Here is a 12,376-nt window from a genome sequence, read left to right as displayed (position 1 = left end):
CTTCAAATAGCCCATTTCTATGATTACAGCAAAACAATTAAAGAAAAGTTTTGGACAGGTTCATGTCCTAAAAGGTTTAGACTTTAATGTTAAAAAAGGAGAAATTGTTATTGTTGTGGGGGCAAGTGGAGCAGGAAAAACAACCTTACTTCAAATTCTAGGAACTTTAGATCGACCAGATTCTGGACAATTGTTTTTTGATGGTGTCGATATTTCGAGCTTAAATGAAAAAGATCTTTCGGCATTCCGCAATAAGAATATTGGATTTGTTTTTCAATTCCATCATCTTTTACCAGAATTTACAGCATTAGAGAATGTTTGCATTCCCGCTTTTATTGCAAAAAAATCAAGAGCAGAGGCAACAACAAAAGCGAAGGAACTTTTATGCATGCTAGGTTTAGATCATCGCTTAGATCATAAACCATCCGAATTATCGGGAGGAGAAAAGCAAAGAGTGGCTATTGCTAGAGCTTTAGTCAACGATCCTATGGTTATTTTTGCCGATGAACCATCGGGTAATTTAGATTCTGTTACACGTCAGGAATTGCACGAAATAATTGTAGACCTAAGAAACAAACTCAACCAAACCTTTGTAATCGTCACTCACGATCTGGAGATGGAACATATGGCTGATCGAAAAATTGTGATGACCGATGGGATGATAGATATTAGTGCCTAAAATTCAAAGTGCCTTGAGTACTTATAAGTTAAGAACACAACTCATTACTCTAAGTACTTCTAAACTCTAAATACTCAAGCCCATACACAATGAACCTTTCTAGCTCTGAACTCAAATCTTTTCTCGATGAGAAATACGATCTCTACAATAGAGAGACTTTCATTGAGACCGATCCCATTCAAATTCCCAAAGCTTTTTCAAAGAAAGAGGATATAGAAATAGCAGCTTTTCTTGCTGCAACTATTGCCTGGGGGCAACGTCCGACCATTATCCGAAATGCAAAAAAACTCATGCAATGGATGGATGAAGCACCTCATGATTTTATCATGAATGCTAAAAATTCAGATCTTGATATTTTTGCCGGTTTCAAACATCGAACATTCAACGGTGAAGATGCTATTTTCTTTATCAAAGCCCTGCAGAACATCTATAAAAACCATAAGGGACTGGAAGCCGTATTTTCCAAACCAAAGATAGGCGGTGGTGACGCAAAAGATGCCTTAGCCCATTTTAGAAAAATTTTCTTCTCTATCGATCATCCTGAAAGAACCGAGAAACATGTTTCAAATGTTCTGAAAAAATCATCGGCCAAACGTCTGAATATGTTTCTACGCTGGATGGTTCGTAAGGATTACAGGGGTATTGACTTCGGTTTATGGCAGGGCTTGACTCCTGCTGACTTATATTTACCTTTGGATGTTCATACGGGACGAGTGGGTAGAAAACTTGGCCTTCTTAATCGCAAGCAAGACGATTGGCCAGCAGTAGATGAAATCACAAGATCACTTCGTCAGCTCGACCCTAATGATCCCATAAAATATGATTTTGCTCTTTTTGGACTAGGCATCTTCGAGAAATTTTAATCCAAGAAAATACATTCAAAATATTATAAACATTAAGTTCATGGCTAATTCCTATTTCCAATTCAAACAATTTAAAATAAATCAGGAAGGTTCTGCCATGAAAGTAGGCACTGACGGGGTTCTATTAGGAGCTTGGGCAGATGTTAGTGAAGCCAAATCATGCCTTGATATCGGAACAGGAACAGGCTTAATTGCCATCATGTTGGCTCAACGAACAGGGAATGATACTAAGCTTGATGCCGTCGAAATTGACGCCTCATCTTATCAACAAGCTGTTAATAACTTTGAGGAATCTCCTTGGTCAGATCGAATGAATGCTTTTCATGTCTCTTTTCAGGATTTTGTCAACCAAAACACAGAAAAATATGATCATATTGTCAGTAATCCGCCCTATTTTATCAACTCACTTAAGGCAAAAGGTGAATCACGAAGTCAGGCACGACATACCGATGGTTTGCCTTTCGAAGATTTAATCGACGGTGCTAAAACACTATTGAACCCGAAAGGAAAATTTTCAGTGATTCTGCCAGTAGCTGAAGGAGAGTATTTTATTCGACTAGCACGTCTTGCAGGCTTTTGCTTGAGTCAGAGAGTCGAGGTTCTCCCTAATCCGGGCAAACCTGCCAAACGACTGCTCATAGAACTCAAATTAGAAAACACCGAAACAATTGAAAGCAAACTTTGTGTAGAAAATGGGCAGCGACATGTTTATAGCCCGGAGTATATTGACCTGTGCAAGGATTTTTATTTGAAGATGTAAACTGGTGCTTCTGCTTCGACTTCGCTCAGCAACCGACACATCTACATATCATCCAATCAACTCATCATTTAATCATCTGTTGCCAAACCAAAATTAATCCATTTCTCAACCAATTCTTGACGATTAGGGTCATCACCCGCCTTCAATCGGTTTAATCTTTTATTAATCACTTCTTTGCTAGAAAGGGATGAAAGATAAGCTTCTGTAGCCATAGTTGTACTAAAAAGACTAATACCAATTTTTTCTTTGCCCGATATTTTAAAATCAGATCCCATTAGTTTCTTTAGGCTGATTCTAATATGGTATGAAAACAGAATTTGATCATTGGAATTCAAGCGAACCTGACAAGCTTCATCCTGATCTAAAGTAGAAACACGTATATTTTCTCTCAAACGAACATCTTCATACTCATATTTCTGAAAGCGATCGAATAATTCCTCTTGTAGTTGATTCGAATCTAATCGGCTAATATAATTTTGAAAGGCAGTTCGTGAATAAGGTTTTTCAACGGGTAGTGGAAAATTAACGCCAAATATTTGTTTATTCTTACCCTGCGGGTCCAACCAAACACTAAGTCCCAAATTATAGATCTTATTTAGAGTCAACGGCGAGTTACTTGCAATAATAATATCGAGATAGTTCGCATCATTAGACAATTTTAGAGTCAACTTATCTTCATGGAAAAACACATTCGCTTCTTTCTCATCCAAAGAATTATTAATAGACGAAGTACGATTCCACGATGATTGAAGTGCAGGCAAACTGCTACATGATGACACCAAAATTAAAAGCCCTAAGAGGGAAAACAGAATAATATTTCTCATGAAGTTAATCGCTGATTGATCTACAAACTTAAGAAAATCAGAATAAGATTACTCACAATCTTCTATCGTCTCGGTGAAATAAACACCAAGTCTTTCTAATTCCTTTAAAACAGGTTCATAAATTTGTGCTGCGATTGGTATCTGCACACCGGTCAAATTAATTTTCGATTGTAAAATTAATTTAGCGACAATAGCCATAGGCAAACCAACCGTATAAGCCATAGCCGTATGTTGCTGATCTTTACCTTCATAACTCATCGAAGATGTAATTCTCTTTTGCTGACCATTCAAGGTATAAACAAACTGATGCTGCATCACCAACAAGTCCTTATCATCAGGATCAAGCGTCCATTTTTCCTCCAATATCTTTTGAAGAATTAAGGCCGGGGTTCCCTCCTTTACACCCACTTTCTTGTCAGAGAATAAATCCAACCATCGAAATTTTTCCAAGATTGGATCAGAAACCGAAACACCTATACAATCAGCAAATCGCTCTTCAACTGATCGTTCGTTATGAGGTAAAAAGCTCTCAATATATTCCACATAGGTCAGATTTTCAGAATCGCGCATCACATAAGATTCATCGGTACAGCCCAAGCTAACAAAGGCATTCCACGCCTGACAAAATCCTGGTCGACGCATCGTTCCTCTCAAAATACTTGGAATCGATTCTATATGGTACAAGTTTCTATACGAGAGAGAATCTCTGTTTGGATAAACCTCGAAATCGCCATATTCCGGCATACTTGTCTCTAGAGGATGTGCAAAAACTTGCTGATAAGGACGGTATTTATATTGCCCTTTCTCTTTATATGTAGCCACCCCTTTTCCTGCTGTAACGACATTTCTAGGATTCCATGTAAATTTATACTGCCAAATATTAGTTGAGCAAGATGGTGCTAGAATACCCCCACAATAGGATTTAAAACTCAACAATTCACCACCCTTTGCCTTAATTTCGTCAATAATTTTCATGGCTGACATATGGTCAATTCCAGGATCAACACCCAACTCATTCATTAAAAGAACACCTTTAGTCTTCGCCTTCTTGTGCAAAATCTGCATTTCTGGAGTGATGTATGAAGGACTTATAAAATGCTTAGTCTGTTTCACACACTCACGAGCAAGCATGGGATGCATAGGTGGTGGCAACATGGAAATCACCAAGTCAGCCTTTTCGACTTCATTAGCTCGCTCTTCCTTATCAAACACGTCAAACTTAAAAGCATAACCATGGGCATGCTGCTTAATTTTACTTTCCGCAAGCTCCAATGACATATCAGCTAAACGAACTTGCCACAGGTTTTCTTCTGCATGTTTTAAAAGGTATTCTATCAGGCTAGTGGATGAAAGGCCTGCGCCAACGATCAGAATAGTATTCATAGTATAAGGAAATTCAAATTGGGTTTTGGGGTTTTTATTGATCATTAAATATTGCAAGAAAAGATCAATATAAAAAGACATTGAGGTACTTTTTGCAAAATAATCATCTATTTAAAACGAAATTCACGTAAAGAGCACTAAGCTTTTCACCATAACACAAAGTTTATTTCACTTTACCAGTAAAGCTTTGCAATTTTGCATTTCATCTGCCTTCTCCGCGAAGAATTAGAAATTAAAAGCTTTTTTGTATCAATAAACCATCATGCTCTTTTTAATAAGTCTCAGCCAAAGCTTATATTTGTTCTAAATTTATTTTACCTTCCCTGATTCATTTTTCAGGTCGAAAAAGAAATTATTTGACATTCGCCCAAACTGTTGATTATAACAAATAAAGTGGAGATTGTCGGCAAGCATACAGTTAATAGAAGCAGTTCATTAGCCAGTTGAATTGTGATGAATTTCGCAAAGAAACAGGCCTTAAAATATCATTCCTTGGCAAAGCAAAGAAAAGCAGTTGAGACCCCTTTAATGAAACAGTATTACGACATAAAAGATAAGCATCCTGATGCCATCTTATTGTTTCGTGTGGGCGATTTTTATGAAACTTTCTCTGATGATGCCATTCGCACAGCTGAGATATGTGGAATTACTCTAACAAAAAGAGCCAATGGCTCTGCCTCCTATGTTGAACTGGCTGGATTCCCTCATCATGCTATTGATACCTATCTACCCAAATTGGTAAGAGCGGGTATGCGCGTAGCTATTTGCGAGCAACTGGAAGATCCAAAAAAGACCAAAACCCTTGTCAAGCGTGGCATTGTGGAATTGGTAACACCAGGAGTATCCTACAACGACAATATACTCGAGCATAAAGAAAATAATTTCTTAGCCTGCGTGCATCTCGAAAAGAAATCGGCAGGAATTGCCTTCCTTGATGTGTCAACAGGTGAATTCTTAACCGCTGAAGGGAGTTTTGAGTATATCGACAAACTGATGGGCAATTTCCAACCTAAGGAAGTACTTTATCAGAAAGGGAAAGAGAAACTATTCCATGAATTATTTGGTGGCAAGTTCTACACCTTCACCATGGACGATTGGGTGTTTACAGAAACCGCTGCTAAAGACCGATTATTACGACATTTCGAAACCAATTCCCTAAAAGGATTTGGTGTACATAGCTTGAGGGATGGAATTATTGCCTCGGGAGCTATTCTACAATATTTAGATTTCACCAAGCATTCGCAGGCTGGTCACGTCACACAAATTGCACGAATTGAAGAAGATCGCTATGTGTGGTTGGATAAGTTTACACTTCGCAATCTGGAGCTTTTTGGCGCACTCAACGAAGGGGCTCAAACCCTATCGCAAGTGATGGATAAAACCCTTTCACCCATGGGATCGCGTTTGTTAAAACGATGGATTTCCCTTCCATTGAAAGACCCTGCTCGCATTAACAACCGCTTGGATGTAGTAAAATACTTCCATACGAATGAAGAAAAATCCTGGGAAATAGAAGATGAAATTAAACAGATAGGTGATTTAGAGCGTATCATATCCAAAGTGGCAGTCGGTCGAATCTCACCTCGTGAGGTGGTACAGCTCAAGAATGCCCTTATTGCCATTGAACCTATTCAGGCCAACTGTTTGCAATCTGGCAACGAAAATCTGGTTAAGATTGGAGAACAGCTGAATCCATGTCAAAGCATTCGTGAGAAAATTGAGAATGAAATTAAGATCGATCCTCCGGCAATGGTAAGCAAGGGTGGTGTTATAGCCGATGGGATATCTGATGTTCTTGATGATTTGAGAAAGATTGCTTTTTCGGGTAAGGATTATTTATTGCAGATGCAAGTTCGTGAAAGCCAACGCACGGGGATTCCGTCCTTAAAAATTGGCTTTAATAATGTGTTTGGTTACTATATCGAAATTCGAAATACCCATAAAGATAAAGTGCCTGAGGAATGGATACGTAAGCAAACCCTTGTGAGTGCTGAGCGTTACATCACTCAGGAACTAAAAGATTACGAAGAGAAAATTTTAGGCGCTGAAGAAAAAATTCTGGCTCTTGAAACTCGATTATACAACGATTTAGTGATTAGCATCACCGATTACATCAGCTCCATTCAGCTGAATGCCTCGATGATTGCCCGACTGGATTGCTTACTTTCTTTTGCCAAACTGGCCAAGGAGAATCATTACAATTGTCCTGAAATAAACGACACGCAGGTGATTGATATCAAACAGGGACGACATCCTGTGATTGAAAAACAGCTTCCACTTGGAGAAAGCTATATTGCCAACGATGTGTATCTGGATAATGACAAGCAACAGGTCATCATCATTACGGGGCCCAATATGGCTGGGAAATCCGCCCTACTGCGTCAAACGGCTCTTATTGTGCTCATGGCTCAGATGGGTAGTTTCGTACCAGCTGAAGAGGCTAAAATCGGTTATGTGGATAAAATTTTCACACGTGTGGGAGCGTCCGATAATATCTCATTGGGCGAATCGACCTTTATGGTAGAAATGAACGAGGCAGCCAGTATTCTGAACAATCTCTCGTCTCGCTCTCTGATTCTGTTAGACGAGTTAGGACGAGGCACGAGTACCTACGATGGCATTTCCATTGCCTGGTCAATTGTGGAGTACATTCATGAACATCCGAAGTTTAAGGGCAAAACACTTTTTGCCACCCATTATCACGAACTAAATGAAATGGAGCATTCTTTCAATAGAGTGAAAAATTTCAATGTATCGGTTAAGGAGGTCAATAATAAGGTGATTTTCCTACGTAAATTGGTTCCTGGCGGCTCCAATCACAGTTTCGGGATTCATGTAGCCCGAATGGCTGGCATGCCCAAATCGGTAGTTAAACGTGCCGACGATATCCTGCTGCAGCTAGAGGGAAACAAAAATGGTGAAGCTTTGGCCAAACCCGTTGGTGAAATTGCTCAACAGCGCGAGGGTTTCCAAATGAGCTTTTTTCAGATGGACGATCCCGTTCTACAACAAATTCGTGATGAAATTCGTGGCATGGACCTCAATAATCTGACGCCATTGGAAGCTTTAAATAAGCTTAGCGAGATAAAAAAGATATCAGGATTGTAATCTTTCAAGGATTTGATTGGGCTGAGAAAAAGTTTTTCAAAAAAAAATATTTTTTTTTCAGCCTACTCATTTCAATAGTGATTCTCTGACTTTCAGCAAGTCACGAACCCTGCGGTTTTATTAGCATTCCGCGAAAGTGAAAAAAAAGAAGCTATTTTCATTTTTTCTTTTGCAGAATCAAAAAAAGCGCATATATTTGCAACGTCAAAACGAAAAAACAACGGCTACAAAGCCTTGTTGATTCACTAGAAGGGAGCAAAAAAGCATTATGCGAGAATAGCTCAGTTGGTAGAGCACAACCTTGCCAAGGTTGGGGTCGCGAGTTCGAGTCTCGTTTCTCGCTCAATCCGTTAAGGATGCCCGGATGGTGGAATTGGTAGACACGCTGGACTTAAAATCCAGTGGCTTCACGGCCGTGCGGGTTCAAGTCCCGCTCCGGGTACAAAAAGCCTCATAAACAGCAATGTTTATGAGGCTTTTGTCTTTTCAGGGGAACGGAATGGGGAACGCTAGAACATTATTTAAATTCCAATCTTTCGTTACTGGTTAATCTCAAAAAGCATTCTTTTTCATCTTTTAAAGAAACTTTTTCATGAAGCTTGCAACCTCTACCAAGTTAATACAAGACACAAAACAGAATAGTAGATCTAAATAAAGGGTTTTTAAGGGGTATTTATCTAGTTTCTAACTCGATCACCTATCCCGCTTCTATATCGATTATTTATCCTACATAATCGATCTTTCTGATAGCAAGGCAAATCAATTTAATGAAAACACCCATTTTACTAGGAAAATAAGCAATACAGGGAATAAAACGGAATATTCGAGCTATTACAAAGGGGGTATTAAGGGGTATTTATCCAGTTCGTATCTAGATCATATCCCGCTTCTATCTCGATCCAATACCGATTACTAGTATAATTAATTGGTTTTCTTTGAAATGCTATAATTCACAATGAGTTGCGGCATTTTTCTTTTGTGTTAGGCCGCAAATTAAAAGAAAGATGAACTAAAAATTAATGAAAATACCCATTTCACAAGGGGATAAGCCAATACAGGGAATAAAATCTAATAATGGAGCTATTGTAAAGGGTACTTAAGAGATATTTATCCCGATCGTATCTCGATTCTATCCCGATCACTTATCCTACTCAATCGGTCTTTCTGTACTCAATTATTTTTTAACTATAAAAACGAATCCCCGTAAGAAACTTACGAGGATTACATGTGCCCCCAACAGATCTTAAGTTAAAAAAAACTTAAGATTAACAGGCTGAAAATATTATTTAACTAATATGGGGCATAATTATCTATCTGAATGGTTAATGGTGTATCTGCTGAAACTTTAAAATAGCCTAAAGCTCCATTATTTATATTCCCTGGTGCCGAAGCTGGAGCAGGCTTATAGGCTCCTCCATCCTGTCCCAGAGATTCAGAAAGCTGTTTATAATAGTTGTAAGCATTCTCAGAGAGAGACGAAATCTTAACATCGAAAAAGCCAGTATATTTCCCATCCTTAAACTCATAACGAGGATCATAATTATCCGACCACCAATCTTTCGGGTAGCCATCTTCTAAAAAAACACCATTAACATACTCATTAAAATATTCCGTATCAAAAACGGAATAATACCACTGAGTTAAGTGGAACAAATTCATCAAATCATTTCTAGAATCTATATTAGAAAGGTAATATTGATGAATATCTGAAGGGTTCTTAAAATACAACAAAGGAACATAATGTCCATCTTTACCAGGTAAGCCTTTTTCATATCTATATGATGTTGAATCAATAACTAAACATGGAGGCATTTTTTCTTCAGCCTTATAAGTCTTATCCTTCCATTTTATCTGAATCGTGTAGGTATTTCCTGGTAAGCCTTCAATCTTACTAGTTTGGTATATTGAATTTTTATTCAAATCATATGAATCAGGAAATATAAAAACAGTATCGACACTGCCATTAGTTTGCTCAATTGTATAATAATATTTTTTTCCAAACTCAGTATCTTTATAGCTATTGAAAAAAGTATTATCGAGTTTTTTTAATGTGTCAACAACACCATTATTATCTTTTACAATTACTAAAGCATCATCAACAGGTTCGTCTACAGAATCTTCAGAACTTCCCCCCTTAAAATTGCCATTTTCAATTTTAGAATAACTTTTAGACAATCGAACAAAATGTGGTCCTTTTGAATTATTCACGCTAGCATCAACAACTAAAATTGGATCATTCTTTTCTAAGTTTAAAGGGTATTCTTCTTTACACGAAAATAAACTTGTAAAAAGAACACAAATCAATACATATCTATACATAAGAACAATGATTAAAATTTGATTTTATAAGTTAAAGAAGGGACCATTCTGTATAAGTACATCTTAAAAGCTTTCACTTCTCCACGGTCAACTGTAGCATAAAAGCTAAAAATATTTGCTCTACTATAGATATTGAATGCGCTTAATATCCATTCGCTTTTTAACCTTCTAGTTTTATTTTTTCGACTCTTATATGACAAAGAAAAATCAAGTTGATGAAAATTATCAAGTTTGAAACCATTTCGTTCAGTATAATATGGGAATGAACTGCCTTGATAAGTATAAAATCCTTGTGGAATTGTTACATATCCTCCCGACTTAAATTTAAAATTTGAAGACAGTGAAAATCTATCATCTAAATTGAATAATGCAACTAAAGCTAGATTGTGCCTCACATTATATTTGGCATTATACCATTCACTATTACTAACTCCCATTACTTTTTGTTTCACATCAGCCAGTGTGTAACTTAACCAACCTTGAAACCTACCAGAATTCTTTTTAAGATAAAATTCAAAACCCTTAGCCTTCGCTTTTCCTCTTAACAACTGTGTTTCGATATGTTCATTTACAAAAAGATTCGCATTATCCTTATAGTCAACAACATCACGAATATTCTTATAATACACCTCAGCAGAAACCTCTAATTGCTTACCCCAGATCTTTTTGTAAATGCCAAAGGAATATTGTTCTGAAGTTTGAGGTTTCAGGTTTTTACTCGATGGCAACCAAACATCGGTAGGAAGACCTGCCGACGAATTTGATATCAAATGCACATATTGTTTGGTCTTATTGTAAGAGAATTTTATAGAAGTTTTGTCATTTAATAAATAATCAACAGCTACTCTTGGCTCGATACCTGAATACGTGTTTATAATCTCACCTGCTTTATAATTTTTAACGGATATGACTTTATCGGTGCCTGGATTATAAGTATTAATATCCGCCTTTCCCAGATTAGTAAATAAAGTATATCTTAAGCCAGCATTCAATAAAAATTTATCGGTTATTTTTAGTTTGTCTTCAAGATAGATTGAGTAATCTGCGGTATTCCTTTTTTGAAGCTCAAGACTTTTAGTATTTGACAAGCTATTCCTTGGTTCAATCTTCCCTGGATGATAAATATGGCGATTAATCTCCAAACCAAAATTTAAACGATGTTTAGAGTTTAATATATAATCGTAATCAGATTTTAGTCCTAGCTGATTAATAGACGAGCTCCATGTAAAATTCAAGCTATTTTCAAGCAACACATATTCATAATTGTACTTACTATAAATTAGTGATGTATTGGAAAATAATTTTGTGTTATAAATATGGTTCCACCTTAGTGTTGATGTTCGATTTCCCCAATCCATCTGATTTTCAGAATTAATTGCGCCACTATAAAAATGATCTGAACCTGAATAAAGCGACCAATACAATCTATTTTTTGTATTTAAATTATAGTTCATTTTTAAATTGTAGTCATAGAAATTGATGTCGTTATCACTCAATGAGCCATTTTTGATATTAGGATCAGAGGCTCCAAATATACCCGAGTCAGAAAAAGCATTAACCAATGCTCCTAGGTAACTATACCGTCCCGAAATTAAGAAGGATCCTTTGCCCTTTAGAACAGGACCTTCGAGACATACTTTAGCTGCTGCAATACCTAAACTTCCACTTCCGCTTAAAGTTTGACTATTACCTTCTTTCATTTTAATATCGATAACAGAAGATAGACGTCCACCATATTTAGCTGGAAATATTGATTTATAAAAATCAATATTCCTAATAGCATCCGTATTAAATACAGAGAAAAAACCAAGTGCGTGTGATGGATTATAGACTGGTGCTTCGTCTAGAAGAAATAAATTTTGATCAAAGTTACCTCCTCTAACATGCAAATTTGTAGAACCTTCATTGGCTGACTGTACTCCTGGTAAAAGTTGGATACTTTTCAGAACATCAGATTCACCAGCTAACGAAGGCATCGATTTCACATAGTTTGTTTGGAGCGATTGTTGCCCTGGTAGAGAAGTCAGAATATTATTCACTTGACTCTCGGCAACCACCTTTACCTCATTGATCTCGGTCTGCTTAACTACAAGAAATATGTCAAAATTCAAATTTTCATGAGAATTAATATCTTTCTCGAAATTTTTAAAACCAACAAATGAACAAACCAGTTTACAATTTGTAGAAGGTAGTCTTAAAGAGTAAAAGCCATATGCATTAGAAACACAACCATTTTGGGTTCCTTTTATAAAAACGGTTGCATAAGGAATAACTTCTCCTGTTTCCTTTTCTTTGATAATGCCGTAAACATTGTGACTTTGTGCATGGCTAAGGTTATTAAAAGATAAAATTAATAATGCAATTAGTATAAATCTTAGACACTTAAAAATTGAAAGGCTAAATAAACAAACAATGGTATTTTTCACGTATTTAATATTAT

General features: G+C 36.8%; 8 protein-coding genes and 2 tRNA genes. 6 read left to right on the top strand and 4 right to left on the bottom strand.

Annotated features, from left to right (window positions below; all coding sequences use genetic code 11):
* Nucleotides 1-19 precede the first annotated feature (19 nt).
* The 3 genes from DWB61_RS13835 (at nt 20) to DWB61_RS13825 (ending at nt 2,302) form a co-directional block, all read left to right on the top strand.
* Nucleotides 20-679 carry an ABC transporter ATP-binding protein gene (locus DWB61_RS13835; protein ID WP_125031505.1) on the top strand — a complete coding sequence of 220 codons (660 nt, stop codon included), beginning with the start codon at nt 20-22 and terminating at the stop codon, nt 677-679.
* Nucleotides 680-768: 89 nt separating this feature from the next.
* Nucleotides 769-1,542 (top strand): TIGR02757 family protein, encoded by a 774-nt coding sequence (locus DWB61_RS13830; protein ID WP_125031504.1) that lies wholly within the window; start codon nt 769-771, stop codon nt 1,540-1,542.
* Between the two features lie 40 nt (nt 1,543-1,582).
* A complete protein-coding gene (locus DWB61_RS13825) occupies nt 1,583-2,302 on the top strand; it encodes a tRNA1(Val) (adenine(37)-N6)-methyltransferase (RefSeq protein WP_125031503.1) in 720 nt (239 codons plus the stop codon).
* 68 nt (nt 2,303-2,370) lie between these two features.
* On the opposite strand, the gene DWB61_RS13820 is transcribed toward DWB61_RS13825, so the two are convergent.
* Both DWB61_RS13820 and DWB61_RS13815 read right to left on the bottom strand, forming a co-directional pair.
* Nucleotides 2,371-3,126, bottom strand: coding sequence for a hypothetical protein (locus tag DWB61_RS13820; RefSeq protein WP_125031502.1), 756 nt, complete (start codon nt 3,124-3,126; stop codon nt 2,371-2,373).
* A gap of 48 nt (nt 3,127-3,174) precedes the next feature.
* Entirely contained in the window at nt 3,175-4,590 is a 1,416-nt protein-coding gene (locus tag DWB61_RS13815) for a saccharopine dehydrogenase family protein (RefSeq protein ID WP_225423399.1), read from the bottom strand.
* A 411-nt stretch (nt 4,591-5,001) separates the two neighbouring features.
* On the opposite strand from DWB61_RS13815, the gene mutS reads away from it, so the two are divergent.
* From mutS to DWB61_RS13800, 3 genes are all read left to right on the top strand, one after another.
* On the top strand, nt 5,002-7,617 hold the full coding sequence (mutS, locus tag DWB61_RS13810; RefSeq protein ID WP_225423398.1) for a DNA mismatch repair protein MutS: 2,616 nt from the start codon (nt 5,002-5,004) through the stop codon (nt 7,615-7,617).
* Nucleotides 7,618-7,887: 270 nt separating this feature from the next.
* Nucleotides 7,888-7,960 (top strand) — tRNA-Gly (locus tag DWB61_RS13805).
* 15 nt (nt 7,961-7,975) lie between these two features.
* Nucleotides 7,976-8,059 (top strand) — tRNA-Leu (locus DWB61_RS13800).
* 848 nt (nt 8,060-8,907) lie between these two features.
* Here DWB61_RS13800 and DWB61_RS13795 read toward each other — a convergent pair.
* Nucleotides 8,908-9,936: a DUF4249 family protein gene (locus DWB61_RS13795; protein WP_125031500.1), complete on the bottom strand. Its 1,029-nt coding sequence runs from the start codon at nt 9,934-9,936 to the stop codon at nt 8,908-8,910.
* A gap of 11 nt (nt 9,937-9,947) precedes the next feature.
* A complete protein-coding gene (locus tag DWB61_RS13790) occupies nt 9,948-12,362 on the bottom strand; it encodes a TonB-dependent receptor (RefSeq protein ID WP_125031499.1) in 2,415 nt (804 codons plus the stop codon).
* Nucleotides 12,363-12,376: the final 14 nt, after the last annotated feature.

It is taken from the genome of Ancylomarina euxina (assembly GCF_003863355.1).
GTDB classification, from domain to species: Bacteria; Bacteroidota; Bacteroidia; order Bacteroidales; family Marinifilaceae; genus Ancylomarina; species Ancylomarina euxinus.
Note: the sequence above shows the minus strand (reverse complement) of the source record. Positions and strands in the feature narration are given on the sequence as shown.

What these genes read in the sequence shown, in the direction of transcription:
- DWB61_RS13825 (WP_125031503.1), top strand. Translation starts at nt 1,583, where the DNA reads ATGGCTAATTCCTATTTCCAATTCAAACAATTTAAAATAAATCAGGAA.
- DWB61_RS13820 (WP_125031502.1), bottom strand. Translation starts at nt 3,126, where the DNA reads ATGAGAAATATTATTCTGTTTTCCCTCTTAGGGCTTTTAATTTTGGTG.
- DWB61_RS13830 (WP_125031504.1), top strand. Translation starts at nt 769, where the DNA reads ATGAACCTTTCTAGCTCTGAACTCAAATCTTTTCTCGATGAGAAATAC.
- DWB61_RS13795 (WP_125031500.1), bottom strand. Translation starts at nt 9,936, where the DNA reads ATGTATAGATATGTATTGATTTGTGTTCTTTTTACAAGTTTATTTTCG.
- DWB61_RS13815 (WP_225423399.1), bottom strand. Translation starts at nt 4,590, where the DNA reads ATGTCTTTTTATATTGATCTTTTCTTGCAATATTTAATGATCAATAAA.
- DWB61_RS13835 (WP_125031505.1), top strand. Translation starts at nt 20, where the DNA reads ATGATTACAGCAAAACAATTAAAGAAAAGTTTTGGACAGGTTCATGTC.